The sequence below is a fragment of the Flavobacterium sp. 140616W15 genome (assembly GCF_003668995.1).
Classification (GTDB): Bacteria; Bacteroidota; Bacteroidia; order Flavobacteriales; family Flavobacteriaceae; genus Flavobacterium.
Map to the genome: position 1 here is coordinate 4,235,211 of NZ_CP033068.1, position 24,251 is coordinate 4,259,461.

15 protein-coding genes and 5 pseudogenes are annotated in these 24,251 nt (G+C 33.3%); 14 read left to right on the forward strand and 6 right to left on the reverse strand.

Features of this window, described 5'->3' with window-relative positions; translation table 11 throughout:
- Window positions 1–180 precede the first annotated feature (180 nt).
- The 5 genes and pseudogenes from EAG11_RS18540 to panC all read right to left on the reverse strand — a co-directional run bounded on the left by EAG11_RS18540 (window position 181) and on the right by panC (window position 6,106).
- Window positions 181–2,145, reverse strand: a complete 1,965-nt coding sequence (locus tag EAG11_RS18540; protein ID WP_129540481.1) for a transglycosylase domain-containing protein — start codon at window positions 2,143–2,145, stop codon at window positions 181–183.
- 24 nt (window positions 2,146–2,169) lie between these two features.
- Window positions 2,170–3,530, reverse strand: a pseudogene (radA, locus tag EAG11_RS18545) (DNA repair protein RadA).
- Window positions 3,530–4,681 (reverse strand): alpha/beta hydrolase, encoded by a 1,152-nt coding sequence (locus EAG11_RS18550; protein WP_129540482.1) that lies wholly within the window; start codon window positions 4,679–4,681, stop codon window positions 3,530–3,532. The pseudogene radA and the gene EAG11_RS18550 overlap by 1 nt, the downstream one beginning before the upstream one ends.
- Window positions 4,682–4,863: 182 nt before the next feature.
- Entirely contained in the window at window positions 4,864–5,214 is a 351-nt protein-coding gene (gene panD, locus EAG11_RS18555) for an aspartate 1-decarboxylase (RefSeq protein ID WP_129540483.1), read from the reverse strand.
- Window positions 5,215–5,228: 14 nt separating this feature from the next.
- Window positions 5,229–6,106: pseudogene (panC, locus tag EAG11_RS18560) on the reverse strand (pantoate--beta-alanine ligase).
- A 78-nt stretch (window positions 6,107–6,184) separates the two neighbouring features.
- Between panC and EAG11_RS18565 the strand changes: the two are divergent.
- From EAG11_RS18565 to EAG11_RS18630, 14 genes and pseudogenes are all read left to right on the forward strand, one after another.
- Window positions 6,185–6,991: a glycogen/starch synthase gene (locus EAG11_RS18565; RefSeq protein ID WP_129540484.1), complete on the forward strand. Its 807-nt coding sequence runs from the start codon at window positions 6,185–6,187 to the stop codon at window positions 6,989–6,991.
- A gap of 150 nt (window positions 6,992–7,141) precedes the next feature.
- A pseudogene (locus tag EAG11_RS18570) lies at window positions 7,142–8,664 on the forward strand (DUF4270 domain-containing protein).
- A gap of 10 nt (window positions 8,665–8,674) precedes the next feature.
- The gene (gene glmS, locus EAG11_RS18575; protein ID WP_129540485.1) at window positions 8,675–10,522 is read left to right on the forward strand and encodes a glutamine--fructose-6-phosphate transaminase (isomerizing); all 1,848 of its coding nucleotides are present in this window, start codon (window positions 8,675–8,677) and stop codon (window positions 10,520–10,522) included.
- Between the two features lie 296 nt (window positions 10,523–10,818).
- A pseudogene (locus tag EAG11_RS18580) lies at window positions 10,819–13,624 on the forward strand (TonB-dependent receptor domain-containing protein).
- Window positions 13,625–13,709: 85 nt separating this feature from the next.
- On the forward strand, window positions 13,710–15,179 hold the full coding sequence (locus tag EAG11_RS18585) for a G-D-S-L family lipolytic protein (RefSeq protein WP_129540486.1): 1,470 nt from the start codon (window positions 13,710–13,712) through the stop codon (window positions 15,177–15,179).
- 234 nt (window positions 15,180–15,413) lie between these two features.
- A complete protein-coding gene (atpD, locus tag EAG11_RS18590) occupies window positions 15,414–16,925 on the forward strand; it encodes a F0F1 ATP synthase subunit beta (protein WP_129540487.1) in 1,512 nt (503 codons plus the stop codon).
- Between the two features lie 70 nt (window positions 16,926–16,995).
- Window positions 16,996–17,277, forward strand: coding sequence for a F0F1 ATP synthase subunit epsilon (locus tag EAG11_RS18595; protein WP_129540488.1), 282 nt, complete (start codon window positions 16,996–16,998; stop codon window positions 17,275–17,277).
- A 215-nt stretch (window positions 17,278–17,492) separates the two neighbouring features.
- Window positions 17,493–18,628, forward strand: a pseudogene (locus EAG11_RS18600) (aminotransferase class I/II-fold pyridoxal phosphate-dependent enzyme).
- 272 nt (window positions 18,629–18,900) lie between these two features.
- Window positions 18,901–19,227 carry a TraB/GumN family protein gene (locus EAG11_RS18605; RefSeq protein WP_242499373.1) on the forward strand — a complete coding sequence of 109 codons (327 nt, stop codon included), beginning with the start codon at window positions 18,901–18,903 and terminating at the stop codon, window positions 19,225–19,227.
- A 7-nt stretch (window positions 19,228–19,234) separates the two neighbouring features.
- Window positions 19,235–19,738 carry an RNA polymerase sigma factor gene (locus tag EAG11_RS18610; protein WP_129540490.1) on the forward strand — a complete coding sequence of 168 codons (504 nt, stop codon included), beginning with the start codon at window positions 19,235–19,237 and terminating at the stop codon, window positions 19,736–19,738.
- Entirely contained in the window at window positions 19,728–20,342 is a 615-nt protein-coding gene (locus tag EAG11_RS18615) for a hypothetical protein (RefSeq protein ID WP_129540491.1), read from the forward strand. The genes EAG11_RS18610 and EAG11_RS18615 overlap by 11 nt, the downstream gene beginning before the upstream one ends.
- 69 nt (window positions 20,343–20,411) lie before the next feature.
- Window positions 20,412–21,029, forward strand: coding sequence for a dethiobiotin synthase (gene bioD, locus EAG11_RS18620; RefSeq protein WP_129540492.1), 618 nt, complete (start codon window positions 20,412–20,414; stop codon window positions 21,027–21,029).
- Window positions 21,030–21,123: 94 nt separating this feature from the next.
- Window positions 21,124–22,395: an adenosylmethionine--8-amino-7-oxononanoate transaminase gene (gene bioA, locus EAG11_RS18625; RefSeq protein WP_129540493.1), complete on the forward strand. Its 1,272-nt coding sequence runs from the start codon at window positions 21,124–21,126 to the stop codon at window positions 22,393–22,395.
- A gap of 60 nt (window positions 22,396–22,455) precedes the next feature.
- A complete protein-coding gene (locus EAG11_RS18630; protein WP_129540494.1) occupies window positions 22,456–23,625 on the forward strand; it encodes a beta-ketoacyl synthase N-terminal-like domain-containing protein in 1,170 nt (389 codons plus the stop codon).
- Window positions 23,626–23,728: 103 nt separating this feature from the next.
- Here EAG11_RS18630 and EAG11_RS18635 read toward each other — a convergent pair whose 3' ends face one another.
- Complete coding sequence (locus tag EAG11_RS18635; protein ID WP_129540495.1) at window positions 23,729–24,205, reverse strand: regulatory protein RecX; 477 nt, start codon at window positions 24,203–24,205, stop codon at window positions 23,729–23,731.
- Between the last annotated feature and the right edge of the window lie 46 nt (window positions 24,206–24,251).

A 24,251-nucleotide genomic window follows, 5' to 3' on the forward strand; every position in this document is an offset into this window, starting at 1 on the left:
AATTCTATAATAGTTTTTGATTTTTGCTAACGCGAGCGTCTTGCTAGTGAACACAATCAAAATTAAGTGCAAATGTTTGGAGGTTTTTTTGACTTTGTAGGTATGATAATTTAAGTGAACTAATACCTAACAGGTTTTTAAAACCTGTTAGGATAGCAATATTATGAATACTAAAAAGATTTAAAGGTCAAACTCATCATCTATAGACATAGAATCTATAGGAACCGCTGTAGAATCTGGTGCTTTTATTCGTAATAATGAACGAGCATGACCCGAAACATAAACAGGTAGTCTGTTAATAGTATCTTCGGGTGTTATAACACCGCGACGCAACATAAGATTACTAAGAAATTTTTGATTTCGAATAGCGTAGTCTTTTAAATTACCCTGATCGTTAAATTGGTATGTGAATTTTCTTGGGCTCGGAATAATTGTAGCTAAAAATAAACATTCGTCTAAGCTTAAGTCGGCAGGACTTTTTTGGAAATAAAAACGGCTTGCTTCACCAATTCCATATACATTTGGTCCCCATTCGATAATATTAAAATATACCTCGAGCATACGTTGCTTACTTACAACACGATTATTTTCGAGGATGTAAACTAATAGAATTTCTTCGAGTTTACGAGATAATGTTTTTTCTCTGGTAAGGAAAACATTTTTTACCAGTTGCATACTAATCGTACTCGCACCACGAGAAAATTTCTTGGTTCGAATATTTTTTAAAATCGATTGTTTGAAAGCTTCATTAATAAAACCGCGATGTGAGAAGAACGATGGGTCTTCTGTAGTTAATACACTTTTTTGAAGATACGGGGAAATTTGCTCAATAGGAGTGTAATTTGGGTTTCCAGCACCTACTAAAATGGGTCTCTGTAATACATTTTTTATAATGGCACGATACACAAATTCACTATTTAATTTGTTGAGGTTTGCTTGACCGTATTTAGTGATTGTAAGGTTTTCTTTGTTTAGTTTACTATCAAAAACTAAACTGTTTGGTTTGTTTTTATTGAATTTGAAATCGAGTTTGTAATCAAAATTACCTGTAGCTTCCATTCCTTGAAAATTGGTGAATAAACCATCTGGTAGCGAGACAATAAAATCTTGCGCTTTCATTTTAGGAATAGCAACTTTTAAGGTATAAATAGTATCCGATTTGGTATTATAAGATACGTAAGGATGAAGTTTTATTTTGTTTAATTGAACTGTTGAGGTGCTATCTATTGAGATAAAATCAGAACCCAATAAGAAACGATAATCAAAACGAGCATTTTTTATGATTACATCTTTGCTGGCAATCTTTGCATGGTTGATTTTTAAATTGGTTATAGAAGAATATCCATCGATGTGGAGTTCGCTTCCACTTTTTTTAATATTCTCAATATTCAATCGGATAGAGTCGAAGCTTGCCAGCATATTAAAACGATCATCAATGTAAGGCACTCGAATTGCTCCTGTATCAAGATTAAAAAATCGAATATCAGCTTTTTTGTTTCTTGGATCAGCAAAGCCTTTTATGTTCCAGCGTTGGTCGAATGTTTTGGTTTGAACATGTAAATTGGTTTCAAGTTCTTTATCGGCCAAGACTAGTTTGTTTATTGCAATTTGTGCTTTTTTACCATTGTCATCAATCTTGAAAATCAAATTTTCCAACTTCATATCGGTTGGAACAAGATTTAATAGTTTTGATATAATTCGGTAAGCATACGTTGCATATTCTCTTTTTTCATTTTTAGATGTATTGGCACTGTCCTTCTTTAAGAAAGCATCAAAATTCTTGATGTTTCCTTTTTTTACCAATTGGATATAACCTTTGTCGATTTTTAATGTTCCAATTTGGATATCACCTACTAATAAATGTGATAAGCTAATGCTTGTCTCTATATTGTGGATGTTACAAAGGGTATCGGCATTTTTAGGAACTAATATTACATTGGATAGTTTTATACCTGAAATTCCATCAAATGAAGCTGTTTTTACTGAAAACGTACTATTGTATTCATTGTTCATTTTATCTGATACTTTTGCAATTGCTTTATGCAAAAGAGCATCTCGAAAGAAATAAGCACCAATTAGTACGACAATAAATAGTATGACTGCAATTTTGAGAGCCAATACTATTTTTTGTTTTTTTGTTTTCATATAAATTCTTTGATGTATTTAAGTTTATCCAAAAAGAATACTGGCTACGTCTTCTATTTTGGCAACAAGTTCAATTTTGATTCCTGTATTCTTTAACGCAATTTTATTGTATTTAGATACAAAAATAGTCGAAAATCCTAATTTTTCTGCTTCTTGTATGCGTTGATCTACTCGATTAACAGGACGAATTTCACCAGATAAGCCTACTTCTCCAGCAAAACAGAACCCTTTTGTTACAGGAATATCTTCATTTGAAGATAAAATAGCAGCTACAACGGCAAGGTCTATTGCAGGATCATCTACAGAAATTCCTCCCGTAACGTTTAGGAAAACATCTTTTGCTCCCAAACGAAATCCAGCTCTTTTTTCTAAAACAGCCAAGATCATATTTAGTCTTTTGGCGTTATATCCTGTTGTACTTCGTTGAGGTGTTCCATAAACGGCTGTACTCACTAAGGATTGTATTTCGATCATTAACGGACGCATTCCTTCAAGTGTTGAAGCAATTGCTGTTCCCGATAATTCTTCGTCTTTATGTGAAATCAATATTTCGGAAGGGTTTGATACTTCTCTTAAACCACTTCCTAGCATTTCGTATATTCCTAGTTCAGCAGTGGATCCAAAACGGTTTTTTAGAGATCGTAAAATACGATAGACGTGATTTCTGTCTCCTTCAAATTGTAAAACAGTATCGACCATGTGCTCCAGTATCTTTGGACCTGCAATGTTTCCATCTTTAGTAATGTGACCAATTAGGATTACAGGGATATTGGTTTCTTTGGCAAATTTGATTAATTCGGCTGTAGTTTCTCGAATTTGAGAAATACTCCCAGCAGTTGATTCTATATAATCGGTATGAAGCGTTTGTATAGAATCAATGATAACAATCTCTGGCTGAATGGCCTCAATTTGTTTAAAGATATTTTGGGTTTTGGTTTCAGTAAGGATATAGCAATTATCCCCATTTGGCGTAATTCTTTCAGCACGCATTTTTATTTGTTTCTGGCTTTCTTCACCCGAAACATATAGGGTTTTATAGGGTAATTGTAATGAAACCTGAAGCAAAAGTGTACTCTTCCCAATTCCGGGTTCGCCACCTAAAAGGGTTAGTGATCCAGGAACAATACCGCCCCCAAGAACTCTATTTAATTCGCCATCAGTGGTATCCATACGCACTTCTTGCGTAGAATCGATTTCGTTTATTCTTAAAGGACGAGGTGCTTTACCAGTTGGAGTAGGTTCACTTTTCCAAGCAACTTTTTCTTGTTTTTGGATAATTTCCTCAGCTATGGTGTTCCATTCTTTGCAAGAATTACATTGTCCTTGCCATTTAGAATATTGAGCGCCACAATTTTGGCAAAAAAGGTTGTTTTAACTTTTGACATTATTTCTTTTTGATAAGATCATTCATTTCATCTATTTTGTCGTACATCAAATCTTTGTTCAATCTGCCAATAGGCTCCATTTGTGAAGCGTTTTGGTATTTTTTAGAAGCTCTTTTTGCATCTCCCATTTTTTCGTACATCAATCCTAGTTCGTATTCACCTAACATTGCTTTAGGATAACTAGTATTGGCAATTTCCGCTAATATGCCTAATTCGTCGTATGCATTATTTTTTAAAATAGCAGTTTCTACAGCTATATAATCATTCATTCGAACAGGCATTTCAACACCTAATGTTTTTGTGATTATGTCATATTTTTCTCTTAGATAGTCAACATAACCAGATTTAAGAATAACAATCTTGTCATTATAATCGGTTAAATTTATAGGCTTATAGGCTTCAAAAATTTGATTTAAAGCATTAGGTATTGCATATAAAACGGCTGAATAATAAGTAGTGTTTTTAAATAAATCGTATTTGTAATTTATTAAAGGATTATTAGCTATTTTAATGTTTTGATCTAATTTTTGGATTGGCTCTTTGGTTTTTTTAATATCTCCGTCAGCAGCAGATAGATAATAAAATAGAGGTGTTTTTAATTTAGCAAATTTTTCAGGAACGCGAACTTCCATTTGAGTTGCCAGCTCTGGACTCATAGAAATGTATGCATTAAATAATGGTACTTCTTTATATAAGAAGAAATTTAAATAGCCAGCAGTTACTCCATGACCAGCAATAATTCGGAATGGTGCAGTACGATAATTTTTTTCAACTTTTGAAATTACTTCACCTGCAACAAATTCAAAAAACTTGGCTCCTTTTTCAAATGGTAAACCATTAATTCCGTCAAAAGTTGAATCATCTTCACGCTCATCATTTTTGTTTTGGTGAATGGCTACAATAATAGTTTCTGGTAAGTCATCCCAATAAGCACCATATTTTAAAGCACCGCTAAAAGGATCTAGAAGATATTCTCCGTCAAATAAATAAAGTACAGGGTATTTTCGAGTTTTATTGGTTTCGTAAGAAGCAGGCAATTCAACTGTTATTGTTCTTGCTTCTCCTAATGGTATTGAGTTAATTGTTTCTGTTTTTCTTTGAGAAAAAGCGGTAATAGAAATGAATAATAGCAGTAGGTAAACTTTTTTCATAATTTGGGATTTCTGAAATTTTAAGATTATCAAAATAGAGTAGCAATATAGTACTTTATTTTTTTTATTTAATTACAAATTGATAATGGCATGGCAATTTGGTTAACTTATAGATGCAAAATTGCCCTTTTTACAAAATTTAACTTTGAAAAAGGGCAGTTTTTATAGGTTTAGAAATGGATTTATGTTAACGAATTGTCATTTTCATTAGGGAAAACAATCCATGGCTTGAAGGTTTTGGCTTCTTCAAACTCTAATGTTGCATAAGAAATGATAATGATGATATCATCTTTTTGTACTTTTCTTGCTGCAGGCCCATTAAGGGTTATTTCGCCCGAATTTCGTTCTCCTTTAATGGCGTACGTTTCAAAACGTTCTCCATTATTAATATTAACAATTGCCACTTTTTCGCCTTCAATCATGTTTGAGGCGTCTAGTAAGGCTTCGTCAATAGTAATGCTGCCAATATAATTAAGATCGGCTCCAGTTACTTTAACGCGGTGTATTTTTGATTTTACTACTTGAATTTGCATGTTACAAAAGTAAATTAATTTAATGAAATAGTATCGATCAACCTAATAGAATTAACAAATACTGCTATAAATGCGCGGTAATTTTTGTCTTTACTTTTATGATCGATAGGTAATAATGTAGATTCATCAGCAATTACGAAATATTCTAGTTCAAATTTATCGTTATTTTTGAAAGAATTTTCCACGAATTCAATTGTCTCTTCAGGACTTTTTGTTTGAAATATTTCTTTTGCTTCAGTTAGAATTTTATAAATTATAGCAGCCTCCTGACGTTCATCATTATTCAAACGTTCGTTTCTAGAGCTCATTGCCAGTTGGTTTGGTTCTCTAAAAATTGGACAACCAACAACATTTACTGGAAGATGGTTTTTTTCGACCATTTTCTTTACAATCTGCAATTGTTGAAAATCTTTTTCTCCAAAATAAGCGTTTGTTGGAGTAATGATTTCAAATAGACGTTTTACGATAGTACCAACGCCATTAAAATGACCTGGTCTGAATTTTCCTTCCATCTGATTTTCTAGTCCATCAAAATCAAATGATTGAGAAACGGTATGTCCTTCGTAAATATCTTCGACAGTTGGAGCGTATAAAATTATTTCATCGCTTAAATCACACATTTTTCTTACATCTTCGTCTAGAGTTCGGGGTATTTTGCTAAATCTTCTTGGTTGTTAAACTGTGTTGGATTTACAAAAATACTTACAACTGTGTTGTCATTTTCGTTTAATGATCGTTGCATTAATGCCAGGTGACCTTGGTGTAAAGCGCCCATGGTTGGTACGAAACCAACACTTGAATTTTCTGTTTTAATAGTTTTTAGATAAGCTATTAAAGCAACTTTACCGTAGAAAATATGCATGGTGGTATTATTAAAATTTAATGCAAACATAATATATTAGTTAATAACTGCATAAAATTTTGTAATTTTGCATCGTTTTTATTACCAAAAATTAAGCAAATTACTATTATGAAAGATAAGAGGATATTGTATGTATCATCTGAAGTTGTGCCTTATTTAGCTGAAAATGAGGTTTCTTTAATGTCTTATGATGTGCCAAAGATGATTAACGATCAAGGCGGGCAAATAAGAATTTTTATGCCAAGGTATGGGAATATCAATGAAAGAAGACACCAGTTACACGAAGTTATTAGACTTTCTGGAATGAATTTGGTAGTGAACGACTTAGATATGCCATTGATTATTAAGGTAGCATCTATTCCTAAGGAAAGAATTCAGGTTTATTTTATAGATAACGATGAGTACTTTAAGAGAAAAGCTACTTTTACAGATGAAGAAGGCGTAATGTATCCAGATAATGACGAAAGAGCGATCTTCTTTGCTAAAGGGGTTGTTGAAACCGTGAAAAAATTAAATTGGGTTCCAGATATAATACATGTTCATGGATGGATGGCAGCAATGTTGCCTATATATATGAAACATTACTATAAACATGAAGCTTTATTTTCTGAAACAAAAATTGTTACTTCTGTTTATACGCAATCGTTTGATGAGACACTAGATCCTGAAATGATTAAGAAGGTTAAGTTTGACGGGGTTTCACATGAAGCCGTTTCAGATTTAGAGATTCCAAATTACGAAAATATCTTAAAAGCGAGTATTCTTCATTCAGATGCGGTAATAATTGCCTCAAACAATCTGTCTTCAAGTTTAACAAAATTTATAGAATCTTCGGGAAAACCTTTTTTACCTTTCGTCCCAAAAGATGCATTCGCAGAGGCGTATACAAATTTTTATAAAAACGAGGTTCTTTAAAATTTAATTTTTTTATTACACATGCAGAATACTTCTTTTTTTAGGAAAATATTTTTAGTAGCAAGCGTTGCATTTTTTTATTCTTGCGACAAGGATTTTAATGCTATAGGCGATGATTTAATTGGTGGTAATCATTTTGATTTGGCCACAATGGATCTAGAAGTGATAGGTTATAATCAACAGATAAAAGCAATACAATCTAATAATTTGACATCAAATCAATTAGGGATTTATGTTAATTCTGCATTTAGTACAACGGTTGCTAATTTTGCTACACAGGTAACATTGGCGGAACCTAACCCAACAATTGGAGAAAGTCCTGTTGTTCAAAGTATTGAGCTTGAAATTCCATATTATAGTCACATAGATAAGGTTGAAAATGGAAAAAATATATACATACTAGATTCAATATATGGTCCTTTAGATGGTAGAATGAATCTTAGTGTTTATGAGTCAGGGTATTATATGCCTAATTTGGATCCAGATGATAACTTTGTAAGTTCAAAGCTTTTTTTTACTGATGATAATCATCTTTTTGATAATGTAAAAGTAGGTGCGCGCTTAAACAACGGCCCTGATGAAGAAAATATTAATTTTAGATTCAGTCCAGAAGAAATTACCGAAACGACTAAAGATAATGCAGGTAAAGAAACGGTGACCAAAAGAGCGCCAGCAATGAAACTTAATTTGAATACTACAGTTTTTCAAGAAAAATTCTTAAGGCTCCAGCGGGAAAATTGGTTTCAAATGATGTTTTTAAAGAATATTTTAGAGGCTTGTACTTTAAGGTAGAAAGTAATGGTGGTGCAAGCAGAATGGCTACTATGGACTTTAAAAAAGGAAAGATTACTATTAAGTATAAAGCTAAAACGGAAATAACGACAGATGATGATGAAACAATGGAGGATAAAACTTTAGTCCTTAATTTAAGTGATAATACTGTTAATTTACTACAAGAGACTAATCTTAATTCAAGTTATAATACAGCAATAAGTACTCCAAAAGTAAATGGTGATGAAAAGTTGTACTTAAAAGGAGGTCAGGGCTCAATGGCTATATTAGAACTTTTTGGTAGAACGGATGTTATTGGGTATGATAAAAATGGAAAATTAACGCAAGGGCCAAATAATGTTCCAGATGAGTTGGATAGATTAAGAAATCCAGCAGATGGGAAGAAATTGTTAATTAATGAGGCTAATTTGGTTTTTCATATTGATTCAGATGCTATGAAAAATAGTTCAGAGCCAAATAGAATTTATTTGTATGATTTTAATAATAATAGACCTATTGTAGATTATTATAATGATGGAACTCCAAGTGCTACGAATGATGCAAAAAAAATTAAGCAAGTTTTTAGTGGTATTTTAAATGTTGATCCAGTTAGTAAAAAAGGTACAACTTATAAAATTCGACTTACAAATCATATTAAGAATTTGATTAACAACAAAGATTCAACTAATGTGAAAATGGGAATTGTCGTAACAGAGGATATTAATGTTGTTGCTTCTAGTAAGTTAAAAGCTACAAATATAAAGACAGTAAAAGGAGATGCATTTACTAAGGCTCCAAGAGCATCGGTAATGAGTCCTTTAGGAACAATTCTTCATGGAGGGAATTCACCTGATGGAAGTAAGAGATTAAAACTTCAGATTTACTACACGAAACCAAATTAATTAAATATATATGTGTGGAATTGTTGGATATATTGGATATAGAGAGGCGTATCCTATTGTAATTAAAGGGCTAAAACGACTTGAATATAGAGGTTATGATAGTGCTGGAGTTATGTTATATGATGGAGAAGCAATTAAACTTTGTAAAACAAAAGGTAAAGTTTCGGATCTTGAAGCTAAAGCCAATGAAGGTTTTACAACAAACGGAACTATAGGAATAGGACATACACGTTGGGCAACACATGGTGTTCCTAATGATGTGAATTCACATCCTCATTTGTCTAATTCTGGAGATTTGGCAATAATACATAATGGTATTATCGAAAATTATGCTCCACTTAAAGAAGAATTAAAAAAAAGAGGGTATGTTTTTCATTCAGATACAGATACTGAGGTATTGGTAAATTTGATTGAAGAAGTTCAGAAACAAGAAAATCTTAAATTAGGGAAGGCAGTACAAGTTGCATTAAATCAAGTTGTAGGTGCTTATGCTATTGCGGTATTTGATAAAAAGAATCCTAACGAAATTGTTGCAGCTAGATTGGGTAGCCCATTGGCAATTGGAGTTGGTGAGGGTGAATATTTTGTTGCATCAGATGCTTCGCCATTTATTGAATATACCTCAAATGCAGTTTATTTAGAAGATGGAGAAATGGCTAACATTAGATTGCATAAGCCTATTAAGATCAGAAAGATTAAAGATGATTCATTAGTAGATCCTTATATTCAGGAGCTTCAAATGAATTTAGAGCAAATTGAAAAAGGTGGTTATGACCATTTCATGCTTAAAGAAATATATGAGCAACCTAGTGTTATAAAAGATACTTACAGAGGAAGACTTCATGCAAATGAAGGAATTGTTCAGTTAGCTGGTGTTGAAGATAATTTAGAGAAATTTCTTAATGCCGACAGAATAATTATTGTTGCTTGCGGTACTTCTTGGCATGCAGGTTTAGTTGCAGAATATATCTTTGAGGAATTTGCCCGAATTCCTGTAGAGGTTGAATATGCTTCAGAATTTAGATACCGTAATCCTATTATCAACAAAACAGATGTGGTTATAGCAATTTCTCAATCTGGAGAAACTGCAGATACTATGGCAGCTATTAAATTAGCAAAAGAGCATGGAGCATTTGTATTTGGTGTTTGTAATGTTGTAGGTTCTTCTATTTCTAGAGAGACTCATGCAGGCGCTTATACGCATGCAGGTCCTGAGATTGGTGTGGCTTCTACAAAAGCGTTTACGACTCAGATTACTGTGTTAACGATGATTGCTTTGCGTTTGGCAAAAGCAAAAGGAACATTGTCTAGTTCAGATTTTCATAGATACTTGCAAGAGCTTGAACTTATCCCGGATAAAGTAAAAGAGGTTTTGGAAACAAATGATGTTGCCAAAGAAATTGCAGGAGTCTTTAAGGATTCTCCAAATTGTTTGTATTTAGGAAGAGGTTATAATTTTCCTGTAGCACTTGAAGGAGCTTTAAAGCTTAAAGAAATCTCATACATTCATGCAGAAGGATATCCTGCTGCAGAAATGAAGCACGGACCAATTGCTTTAATTGATGAGCATATGCCGGTAATAGTAATTGCACCTAAGCAAGGACATTACGATAAAATTGTAAGTAATATTCAGGAAATAAAATCCAGAAGTGGAAAAATTATTGCAGTAGTAACTAAGGGTGATACGCAAGTACGTGAATTAGCAGACTATGTGATTGAAATTCCTGAAACATCTGATGCTTTATCGCCATTAATAACTACTATTCCATTGCAATTGTTATCTTATTATATAGCAGTTATGAGAGGTTGTAATGTTGATCAACCAAGAAACTTGGCTAAGTCGGTTACTGTAGAATAAAACATATAATATTATAAGTATTTGAAAAAGCGAGATTTACATCTCGCTTTTTTTTATAACAAAAAATTAAGAATTCATTTTTATAGAATATTCAATTTTACCTCCAAAATAATATGTATGCATAGTATATTTCAGTGAGTTATGGGTTAAATGTTGTCAAAAGTTCAAAAAACATAAATACGAATTATGTATTTTTGTTACTAAAAAGTTAAGGAATATTAATATTTCTTAACAATTTTTTAGTAATATCAAAAATATTTGTACTTTGGTAACATAAACCATCTAAAACTAACCAAATGAGAATGTATTTACTTATTTTATCATTGTTATTCTGCGGGGTATCCTTTGCGCAGAGTACAATTTCAGGTTCCGTTATTGATAATAAAAAGAAGCAATTCCTGGAGCTAATATTAATGTTGTTGGAGAGGCTAGTAGTACGTCTACTGATTTCGACGGTTCATTTGTTTTAAAATCATCCAAAAATTTACCATTAACTATCAGAATTACGGCAGTTGGGCATGAAACTAAGACTGTCAATATTACTTCTGCTACACAAAAATTACTGTGTTATTAGTTGAGGAGCAAACAATGTTGAATGAAATTGTGGTATCGGCTTCGAGAACTCCAGAAAGAGTAATTGAGTCACCTGTTACAATTGAGAGAATGGGTATTCAAGATGTAAAAAGTACTACCGCTCCGTCTTTTTATGAGGGTTTAGAGAATCTAAAAGAGGTTGTCTTTAATACTAGTAGTATTTCTTTTAAATCAGTAAATACAAGAGGCTTTGCTACAGTTGCGAATACTCGTTTTATGCAATTGGTAGATGGTATGGATAATTCATCTCCGGCATTAAATTTTGTATTAGGGAATTTAATTGGTCTGAATGATTTAGATGTTGCTAGTGTTGAACTTTTGCCTGGAGCGTCATCTGCGCTTTATGGAGCCAATGCTTTTAATGGTATTCTTTTTATGAATAGTAAAAGCCCATTTACGTATCAAGGGGTTAGTACTTATTTTAAATATGGTCAAACTTCACAAGATGTAGCGGGAACAAATGATTATGTAGATCTTGGTTTTAGAGCGGCTACTGCATTTACTAAGCATTTTGCAATTAAAGCAAATTTTAACTTTGTAAGAGCAACCGAGTGGATTGCCGACGATTTAAGAAGTTTAACTGGAGGTTCTATCGGGCATGCTAATAATCAGAATTATGATGGATTAAATATTTATGGTGACGAGGTTACAACTTTTCTTCCAAACGTAGGGCAGGTAAGTAGAACAGGGTATCATGAAAAAGATTTGAATAATAATAAATCAGAAAGCGTAAAGGCGGATTTTGCAATGCATCTTAAGCCTTGGGATAACGAAACTGAGTTTATCTTTCAATACAAATTAGGTATAGGTAGTACTATTTATCAAGGAGCAAACAGATATTCTTTGAAGAACTTTTTTATGGGACAAACTAAATTTGAAGTAAAAGGAAAGAATTTTTTTGCTAGAGTTTATATGACTAATGAGAATGCTGGAGATTCATATGATATGCGTTTTGCTGGTTGGAATGTAAATAGAGCAGCTAAATCAGATACCAACTGGTTTACAGATTATGCTAAGTCATTTCAATTGTCTTCGGCAGTATTGGGGCTAAATGCAAATGATGCGGCAAACTATGCCAGAACTTTTGCTGACTACAATGTTTCACCAGGTTTGGGATTAGCACCAAATATCGATCCAGCCAATCCTACTGCCCCTAGATCTGCCAGATTTGAACCTGGTTCGCCACAATTTGTAAGTGCTTTTACAGATGTTATTAATAATCCAAATCTAAAAGAAGGAGCTAAGTTTATAGATCATTCTAAATTATATCATTCTGATGTGAATTACAATTTTAAAGACCTTGTTAAGTTTGCTGAAATTCAAGTAGGAGGCTCTTGGAGACAATATGTAATGAATTCTGAAGGAACAATCTTTACAGATTATGACGGCCCGTTAAATTATAAAGAATACGGAGCTTATGCACAGGTTGCTAAAAAATGGATGGATGATAGATTAAAATTTACAGGGTCTATTCGTTATGATAAAAGTCAAAACTTTAAAGGAAATGTATCGCCAAGAGTTGCTTTTGTTTACTCTGCTGGGGCAAGCAAAGTGCATAATTTTAGACTTTCATATCAAACAGGATTTAGAAATCCTACAACTCAAGATCAATACATTGGTTTGGATTTAGGTCCATTTGCATTAATTGGTTCTGCAGCAGAAAATTTAGATCGTTTTACAGAGGTTAGAGAAGTGAGTTTAGCAGGTCAAGCGGCAAATAATCCGGCTACAGTAATAATGAATGGCCACAAAGCTTACGAAAATGCATATACAGTGGCTTCTGTGCAAGCATTTGGGGCATCTGGAAATCCTGCAGATCTTCAAGTAGCTAATATCGGATTGGTAAAACCAGAAGAAGTACAGGCTTTTGAGATAGGATATCGTTCTGTGGTAAGAGACTTCTCGATTGATGTTAATGCATATTACAATATTTATGATAATTTCATGAATACGGCTCGAGTAATTAGTCCGTATTACGGAACTGTAGGTACAAATTTTGCAGATGTAGAAGTAGCAAAAAGTGTTCAAGCGTTAGCGTTTGGAGACAGAAGAGTTTATCAGGTTTATACTAATACAACTGCTCAAGTTACTTCTTTTGGAGTAGGAGTTGGTTTGTCTAAAAAAGTATACAAAGATTTTGAAGTAGGAGTAAACTATAATTACTCGCAATTAGATTTTGATCAGTCAAAAGACCCAGGTTTTGTGGCAGGCTTTAATACTCCAAAACATAGAATTAAAGGTTCATTGGGAAATGCTAAATTGTTTAAAAATTTTGGATTTAATATGAATGTAAGGTGGAATACTGAGTATTTATGGGAGGCCTCTTTTGCTGATGGAATGATTCCTGAGAACACGGTTTTCGATGCACAAATAAATTACGCATTTCCTAAGTTGAAATCGGTTATAAAGGTTGGTGCTACAAATCTTTTTGGAAAAGATTATCTTCAGGTTATAGGAGCAGGTTTAATAGGGCAACAATGGTTTGCTTCGTGGACAATTAACCCATAAATAAATTATTGAATATGTAATTTATGTGCTTCTTGATGAATTTAAGAAGTTGGGAAAATGAATATTAATGTAAAAATAACAAATCATGATAAAAAATTTTAAATGGCTATTATTGGTTTCATTGGCCTTTGTAGCATGTAATAATGATGATGAAGATACAACACCTGCTGAAGTTCCAATCACACCTGGTTCGGCAGTGTTTACAAAATATATTGCTTTGGGAGATTCATTTGCGGCAGGATATAGTGATGGCGCTTTGTTTGCAAAAGGACAGCAAGGCTCGTATGCTAATGTATTATCGCAACAGTTTGCGCCCGCTGGGGGTGGGGCTTTTACTACGCCATTAATGCAGGATAATATTGGAGGTTTATTGTTTGGAGGTAATGTGATTTTAGGACCTCGACTATATTTTAATGGGGTTGGGCCAGTTCCCGTAAGTGGTAAGCCAACAACTGAGGTAACTACTCATTTAACAGGGGCGTTTAATAATATGGGAGTACCAGGGGCAAAAAGTTTTCATTTGCTAGCTGCTGGGTATGGCAATGTAGCAGGTGTGCCTTCGGGAGCGGCAAATCCGTATTTTGCTCGCTTTGCAAGCTCGTCTACAGCTACTATTTTAGGAGACGCTGTAGCGCAAAAACCAACTTTTTTCTCTTTGTTTATTGGAGGAAACGATGTTTTAAGCTATGCAATATCTGGAGGAGTGGGGAAAAATCAAAAAGGAAATATGAATCCAGCAACATATGGTAGTAATGATATTACAGATCCGACTGTGTTTGCAAGTGTTTATGCTTCTTTGATAGATGGTTTAATGTTAAGTGGAGCTAAAGGGGTTGTGGCAAACTTACCAAATGTAAGTGCGTTGCCGTATTTTACAACGGTGCCTTACAATCCGGTACCATTAACGAAAGATTTAGCAGCGCAATTAAATGCAGGATATGCAACTTATAATGGAGGATTGAAAGCTATGGTTGCTAATAAATTATTAACGGAAGAAGAGGCTGTTCGCAGAACAATAAAATTTGTGGAAGGAAATAATGCTGTGGTTATTGATGATAGTTATCTTACTAATCTTACAGGTTATGGAATTCCGTCATATAGACAAGCGACAAAAGGAGATTTTATGGTGCTTATTGCTCGAAATTTTATAGGTACCGCTGTTGGTGGGGATCCGACAAAAGTAAATGGTCTTTCGGTTCCTTTGGCAGATAGTTGGGTTTTATCAAAAGATGAAGTTGCAGAGGTTGTTTTAGCAACTAATGCTTATAATGATGCTATCAAGGCGGTTGCAGATTCAAAAGGATTAGCATTAGTAGATACAAGGGCAGTTATGGCGCAATTGTCTAATGGAGGTATTAATTTTGGAAATTTTAATATGACTTCTGCTTTTGTAACAGGAGGAGCTTTCTCTCTTGATGGTATTCATCCAAGTGCTAGAGGATATGGTTTAATAGCAAATATTTTTGTAGATGCTATTAATGCAAAATATAATTCTACATTGCGACATGTTGATTTGGGAAATTATCCAATTCAATATCCAGCAATAATAAAATAAAGCCAATTTTTTTAGTAAGAAAGCCACCCGTTTTTTTAATGTGGTGGTTTTTTTTATTAGGCTGAAAGGATGGTCTTTTATACAATCAATGGGCTTATTTTTATTAACTGTAAAAAATATAGTATTTTTATAAAAAAAAGTTATTGATTTTATATTTTAAAAATTATCTTTGCGCACTGAAAAAAGAGGTATTTTCGTTAAACCTAAATAGCTATTTAATAAACACATACAGTAATGTCAAAAGTAATAGGAAAAGTTGCCCAAATCATTGGACCAGTAGTTGATGTCGTTTTCAACGGTAAAGATGTTGAACTTCCAAAAATTTATGATTCATTAGAAATCACTAAAAAAGACGGAACGTTATTAGTTCTTGAAGTACAATCTCACATCGGAGAAAATACAGTTCGTACAATATCAATGGACTCGACAGATGGTTTGAGCCGTGGATATGAAGTAGTTGGAACTGGAAACCCAATCCAAATGCCAATCGGTCCAGATGTATATGGTCGATTATTTAATGTAATTGGAGATGCAATTGATGGTTTAGGGGACTTGCCAAAAACAGGAGAAAATGGATTGTCTATTCACAGACAAGCTCCAAGATTCGAAGATTTGTCAACTTCATCTGAAGTATTGTTCACAGGTATTAAAGTAATCGATTTGATCGAGCCTTACTCAAAAGGGGGTAAAATTGGATTGTTCGGTGGTGCTGGTGTTGGAAAAACAGTATTGATTCAGGAGTTGATTAACAATATCGCAAAAGGTCACGGTGGACTTTCTGTATTCGCAGGAGTAGGAGAAAGAACACGTGAAGGAAATGACTTACTTCGTGAGATGTTAGAGTCAGGAATTATAAAATACGGTGATGATTTCATGCACTCTATGGAAAATGGAGGATGGGATTTATCTAAAGTAGATATGCCAGGAATGAGAGAGTCTAAAGCTACTTTCGTTTTCGGACAAATGAATGAGCCTCCTGGAGCTCGTGCACGTGTGGCACTTTCAGGATTATCTATCGCTGAGTATTTCCGTGATGGAGCAGGAACTGATCAAGGTAAAGACGTATTGTTTTTCGTAGATAACATCTTCCGTTTTACACAAGCAGGTTCTGAGGTTTCGGCTCTTTTAGGTCGTATGCCATCTGCGGTAGGATACCAACCAACATTAGCAACAGAAATGGGTGCGATGCAGGAACGTATTACATCTACAAACAAAGGTTCGATTACATCTGTACAAGCGGTTTACGTACCTGCGGATGATTTAACTGACCCGGCGCCAGCAACAACTTTTGCTCACTTAGATGCAACAACAGTATTGTCTCGTAAAATTGCTGAGTTAGGTATTTATCCTGCAGTTGATCCATTGGATTCAACTTCAAGAATCTTGACTCCTCAAATCTTAGGTGATGAGCACTATGATTGTGCACAAAGAGTAAAAGAAATTCTTCAAAAATACAAACAATTACAAGATATCATCGCGATTCTAGGTATGGAAGAATTATCTGAAGAAGATAAATTATCTGTATCAAGAGCACGTCGTGTACAACGTTTCTTATCTCAACCATTCCACGTAGCGGAGCAATTTACAGGTATTCCTGGAGTATTGGTTGATATTAAAGATACTATCAAAGGATTTAACATGATTATTGATGGTGAGTTAGATCACCTTCCAGAAGCAGCTTTCAACTTGAAAGGATCTATCCAAGATGCAATCGAGGCTGGAGAGAAAATGTTAGCAGAAGCTTAATCTAGTTTTCAGTATTGGGTCGCGGTATTTTATATTGAGACTATTAACTGAAACTGTAAACTAAAAGAAAATGACTTTAGAAATAGTATCACCAGAAGCAAAATTATTCTCAGGAAATGTAACTTCGGTTACTTTACCAGGGGTTGATGGAAGCTTTCAAATATTGAATCATCACGCTCCTATTGTTTCTATTTTAGAAAAAGGAACTATTAAAATTGTAGCGACAAGCTTTAATTTTTCTAAAGAAGTAGCGGATAAATTCACGAAAGTAAATGACCAAACTTATACTTTGGATATTGTGTCAGGTACTATCGAGATGAAAGACAATAAGATAATTGTTTTAGCTGACTAAGACAATTTAAAATAAAGTTGAAAAGCCATTCACAATCGTGAATGGCTTTTTTTATTGCACTAGTTTTTATAAGATGAAATTTTAGGAGCAATCTCCTGCTGTTCACTATATCTTTTTTTGTTTGCAGTGGCCAACAAAAAAAGGATGCCGTTTCCATCAGGGCTAAAAAAGATGATAGATTATAAAATCAGGCTTAATTTAATAACTTTGTATTTATGAAATTACCAGAAAACCTTCTTCAAAAGTTAGTCGTAAGAAAGCAAAATAATGCACTTAGACAATTGCCAGATGTTAATGCATCAATTGATTTTACTTCCAATGATTATATTGGGTTTTCAAAATCTGAAGTAATTTTTAATAAAACACATCACTATTTACTCGATACTAATAATGTACAAAATGGAGCAACAGGATCAAGATTAATCTCAGGGAACCATTCTCTGTATAAAATTGCAGAAACCTTTGTAGCGCAGTTTCATGAGTCAGAATCGGCTTTAATTTTTAATTCGGGTTACGATGCCAATGTTGGCTTTTTTAGCGCTATTCCACAGCGTAATGATGTTATTTTGTATGATGAGTTAAGTCATGCTTCTATTCGCGACGGAATTTTAATGTCGAATGCTAAAACGTATAAATTTAATCATAATGATTTTGAAGATTTAGAACGGCTTATAGTAAAATACCAAAACTCAATAATTTATATTGTTACAGAAAGTGTTTTTTCAATGGATGGAGATTGTCCAAATCTAGAGGAATTAGTGCTCTTATCCGAAAAATACAATTGCTATCTTGTAGTTGACGAAGCTCATGCATTAGGGGTTTTTGGAGCGAAAGGCGAAGGTTTATTGCAGTTTTTAGGACTACACAATAGAGTTTTTGCTAGAATTATGACTTTTGGTAAAGGTTTAGGGTGTCATGGGGCCGCGGTTCTTGGGACTAAAGAATTAAAAGAATACCTCGTTAATTTTGCTAGAAGTTTTATTTATACAACAGGATTGTCTCCACATTCAGTTGCTACTATTTTTATAGCTTATCAGCAGTTGGATATTGAGAAAGAAACTATCGAAATACTACGCCAGAATATTGTTTACTTCAATCAACAAAAAAACTTCTTGGATTACAACCTATGTTTGTTAGAAGTAAATCAACAATTCAATCGGCAATTATTCCAGGTAATGAAAACGTAAAGACAGTTGCTCAAAAATTACAAGAGAAAGGATTCGATGTAAAAGCAATTCTGTCTCCAACAGTTCCAGAAGGGCAGGAACGATTGCGTTTTTGCATTCATAGCTATAATTCCGAAGAGGAAATAAATCAGGCTTTAGAATTGTTAAGGGACTATGTGTTTTAATAGTCTTCTACAAAGAACAGCAAAGTTGATTTTGTGAATCTCTACTTTTTTTTCATGTTTTTTTTAAATTAATAATTTTTTAAAAAAAACATGGCTTCCTAAACTATTGTGTTTCCTCGCTTTCTTAAAAAAGATTTAAAAATTTGTAACGTTTTGATAATTAAATTACTTACGAGTCGTAATCAAAAAAATGCAATTAAGAAAACCGCATCAATTTCAAAAAGCGAAATCTTGAAGTTGGTGGATTAGAAACTATTAAAGCTCAGTTTGAAATTCTTGACTATGCTTATACAAATGATGAAATGATTTCGATGTTGACAGAATCTGTAAAGGATGGATCTATTCCTTTAATAGATGATTATAAAGCAGAGAACATTGAGGCTATTTACAACAGAACTACGGGCGAAAAGTTTATGAACGAAAGAACAAGGGAGGAAATGTTGGATAAAAGAAATAGTAATTGGGTAAATCAAATACCTGAATTAATGAAAAATAAATCTACGTTTATAGCAGTTGGAGCCGCGCATTTGGCTGGAGAACAAGTAGTGATTAATTTATTGAAAAAGGCAGGGTATAAGGTTAAATCGGTAATGAAATAGAAATATTTTGAAAGAGAAAGAGCAACAGTTTTTAAGCCGGATAGAAAATCATAAAGGAATCCTATACAAAGTTTCTAAAATGTACATGGATAATTATGATGATCAGCAAGATTTGTTTCAGAAGATTATTTGTCAGCTTTGGAAAGCGTATGATAGTTTTAGAAATGAAAGCCAATTTTCTACCTGGATGTATCGTGTGGCAGTAAATACGGCAATTGTTTTTTTAAAGAAAGATAAAAAGAAGGTTGATAAATATGCAATTGTTTCAGAAAATATAAAAGAAGAAGAAACGGATTCACATATAAAAGAAAGTCAGATAGAGCATTTTTATAAGGCAGTTCAAAAATTAGAAAAAATTGATAAAGCTATTATCTTTTACCAACTTGAAGGATTTTCGCATAAAGAAATAGGAGAAAACTTAGGTATTTCGGAGGGTAATGCTAGAGTGAAATTAAATAGAGCAAAAGAAAAATTAAAAGAAATAATTAAGAATCAAGGATATGGATTTTAACGACATACAAAACGCGTGGAATGAAGACAAACCTAAAGATGTTGTCCTTCCAAATACGATAGAAAAATTAAAATCGGTTCACATGCCATTAGACAAAATTAGAAAGAACTTACGATTGGATTTTCTCGCTCAGATTTTGGCTTTATTATTTATGGGGTTTGTACCTTCAATTAGCGGTTTTCCGATAAAAATGGAATTGCCTTATTATTTATTGTTTGGAATAATGCTTGCAATAAGTATTTATTATTTAGCGAAATTGTTTTTATTCTACAAAAGATTAAATGGTGTAGCGTTGAGTACTAAAGATAGTTTGTATGAAACCTATTATGATATTAGACTTAATATGCAGCTTTATAAAACATTTACTTTTTCTCTAGTTCCATTTATGATATTATTTTTGATAGGTTATATCGTGTATAAAACACCAAGTGCAGTTCAGAATTTTAATGGAGAAATCGAGCAGAGTAAATTGATCCTTATCGTGGGAATTCTGATGTTCACGATTTTAATCATGGGGATACTTACAGAAATCTGGGTATATTTCTTTTATGGAAAATATGCTAGACAGATAAAAAAGATTTTAGAAGAATTGAAAGAAGAATAAACACAAAGCCCATCTTATGATGGGCTTTGTGTTTTTATTGGTATTTTTGTACGCAATAAAAATAAGGGAATGAAACTATTTATTACAGGTATTTCTACTGATGTTGGAAAAACAATTGCTTCGGCTATAATCGTAGAAGCATTAGAGGCTGATTATTGGAAGCCTATTCAGGCGGGTGATTTAGATAACTCAGATACAGGAAAAGTTCAGTCAAAAATTTCGAATAAAAAATCTCAATTTCATAAAAATTCATACGCATTAAATACACCAGCAAGCCCTCATTTGGCCGCAGAGATTGATGGAGTTACTATTGATTTGAATGAGATAAGGGAGCCACAAACTGATAACCATTTGGTTATTGAAGGGGCAGGAGGAGTTTTTGTACCATTAAATAATGAAGAATTTGTAATAGATTTAATTCAGTCAAATTATAAAGTTATAGTGGTTTCTAGACATTATTTAGGAAGCATTAATCATACAGTGTTAACAATTGAAGCTTTGAAGAGCCGAAAATTAAATATTGCAGGAATTATTTTTAGCGGAAGCGAAAACAAATCTTCCGAAGCTATTATTTTAAATAGTACAGGAGTAAAATGTATTGGGCGAATTGATGAAGAACCTTATTTTGATCAAAATGTAATTCGAGAATATGCCGATTTATTTCGAGAGAATCTTTTAGAATTGTAAAATGTTTTTGTGGAAAGTAAAATGCATTCCACATCTTACAGTATACATTTTACAAAAAACACATTTTACTTTTTATAAATAAACATTTCACAAAATGACATTATCAGAAAAAGACAGCCAATATCTTTGGCATCCTTATACACAACATAAAACAGCTGCAGTTCCAATTGCTATTTCTCGTGGAGAAGGAGCATTACTTTGGGATGAAAATAATAAAGAATATATAGATGCGATTGCCTCTTGGTGGGTTAATCCTTTTGGGCATAGTAATCGTTTTATTGCAGATGCAATCTACAAACAGTTAACTACGCTGGAACACGTTTTGTTTGGTGGATTTACGCATGAACCAGCAATTGTTCTTGCGGAAAGATTAATTGAAATCTTACCCAAAAACCAACAGAAAATCTTCTTTTCAGATAATGGTTCTACAGCGGTAGAAGTAGCAATAAAAGTTGCTTTGCAATACTTCTTTAATAAAGGAGAAAAACGTACTACGATTATTGCTTTTGAAAATGCTTTTCATGGAGATACATTTGCAGCAATGGCTGCAAGTGGAATTTCATTTTATACACAGGCATTTCAAGGAATGTTCATAGATGTAGTTCGAATTCCAGTTCCAGTAAAAGGACAGGAGCAGGAGAGTTTTGATGCATTAAAAAGAGTAATAGAAGAGAAGAATTGTGCCGGGTTTATTTTTGAACCATTAGTTCAGGGAGCGGCGGGAATGGTTATGTATGAACCAGAAGCACTAGAGACTTTAATTAAGATTTGTGTAGCAAATAATGTTCTTACAATTGCCGATGAAGTTATGACAGGTTTTGGTAAAACTGGTAAAACATTCGCAATGGATTATCTGAATGTAAAACCAGATATGATGTGTCTTTCTAAAGCACTAACAGGAGGAACAATTCCGATGGCAATTACTACTTTTACTCAAGAAGTTTTTGATGCTTTTTATGATGACGATATTAATAAAGCATTATTTCATGGCCATACTTTTACAGCTAATCCTACAGGATGCGCCGCAGCTTTGGCAAGTATTGATCTGTTGCAAACTCAAGAAATGCAAGACAATATCGAGCGTGTAAATAAAAGCCATCTTAATTTTCAGAATAAAATAAAAAATCATTCAAAAGTTATTACAACCAGAGTGTTAGGAGTTATTTTTGCATTAGAAATAAAATCTGATTCAGAAGAAAGTTATTATGGATCGATGAGAACCAAACTTTATAATTTCTTTATTGATAAAGGAGTTATTCTAAGACCTGTTGGGAATATAGTTTACATTTTGCCACCATATATTATTAGTGATGAGCAACTTGAAAAAGTATATTCAATTATAGAAGAAGCTATAGAGATGGTATAAGTGTAGATTTTTAAATCTATTTCTTCGCTCATTTTATTTATTACAGTTAAATTAATTATTTTGAACATAAACAAAATCGCGATTACTGCCTTTTCTTCTATCTCGCCTTTAGGAAACAATCCAAAAGACGTTTGGGAGAATTATTTGAGTAATAAACATTGTTTTACTTTGCAAGAATTGGACAAACAAGAAACGCCAGTTGCTACACTTGATGCTGATTCTAAACAAATTGTAGATCAGGTTCGTAATTCTGATATTAAATATAAATTTTTAGACAACAGTGTTTTGTTTGCTTTAGCAGCATCACGACAGGCAATAAAAAATTCTGGATGGAATTCGGAGGCTGTTTTTGGAATTAATATTGGTTCTTCACGTGGAGCAACCGATTTATTCGAAAAGCATTTTCAAGAATATTTAGAAACTGGAAAGGCGCAGACTTTGGCTTCACCAACCACTACATTAGGGAATATCTCTTCTTGGATAGCACATGATTTACAGAGTTCAGGGCCAGAAATATCACATTCTATTACTTGCTCTACAGCATTGCATGCTTTGTTAAATGGTGTTGCATGGTTAAGAGCAGGAATGGTCGATAAGTTTTTGGTAGGTGGTAGCGAAGCTCCGTTGACTGATTTTACGATTGCACAAATGCGCGCTTTAAAAATTTACTCTCGAGTAGATTTGAATACTGATAAGTGGCCAAATCTTGCATTTGATTTGGATAAAATTCAAAACACAATGGTTTTGGGTGAGGGAGCAGCAGTTTGTTGTCTTGAATCTGGAGAAAAAGAAAATGCCATTGCTTATATTACTGGAGTGGGATATGCTACAGAAGTTTTGGAGCATAATATATCTATTTCGGCAGAAGCAACTTGTTTCCAAAAATCAATGAAAATGGCTTTAAAAGGAATCAATCCTGAAGATGTAGATGTAATTGTAATGCACGCGCCAGGAACTATAAAAGGAGACTTAACAGAATATAAAGCAATCCAAAAAGTCTTTGATTCTAAGCTTCCTTTGCTGACTACCAATAAATGGAAGATCGGGCATACTTTTGGAGCTTCAGGAATCTTGAGTGTAGAAATGGCAATTTTAATGATGCAACATAATATATTTATTGGAGTCCCTTTTGCCGAAGAGCAGCAACAAACAAAACCCATAAAGAAGGTTTTGATTAATGCGGTAGGTTTTGGAGGAAATGCCGTTAGTATTCTAATAGAAAAAGCATAATAAAAAGGGGGTATCGTTAGATAGCCCCTTTGTTTTTATAAAGTGTCCCGTCCTGAAATAGTGATACTCTTTAAGTAATTTTGTTCTTTTGTAGACTAGAGAATTATTTCGTTTCTGTTTCTAGTTCTTTTACTTTTTCATATACCATATTACTTTCGTAGCCACGACGTAGGATGTAATCACAAAATTTTTTACGTTTTTTAAGTTGATTATTCTCTTGCATGCTATTCCAATATTTTTGGGTTAGATTCTCAAATGTTTCTAGATATTCTTCATTACTAATTCCTGCAAGAGCAAGATTGATATTGGTAGAAGTTATATGACGGGCTTTGAGTTCATTTACAATTCGAATTTTCCCCCATTGCTTTATACGATGTTTTCCCTGAGCAAAAATACAAGCAAAGCGAGTTTCATTAAGGAAGTTGTCAGTTATAAGCTGTACAACAATAGCGTCTATTTCGTCGGAGGTCATTTTTAGACTATATAGTTTAGAAATTACTTCATCATGACAGCGTTCTTGGTAAGCGCAAAAATGTTCTAATTTTTGTAGCGCTTCTTTAGGTGTACAGTCCGATTTCATATAGCCTTTTGTAATTTTAGTGTTGAATAAAGAACAAATGTAGAAC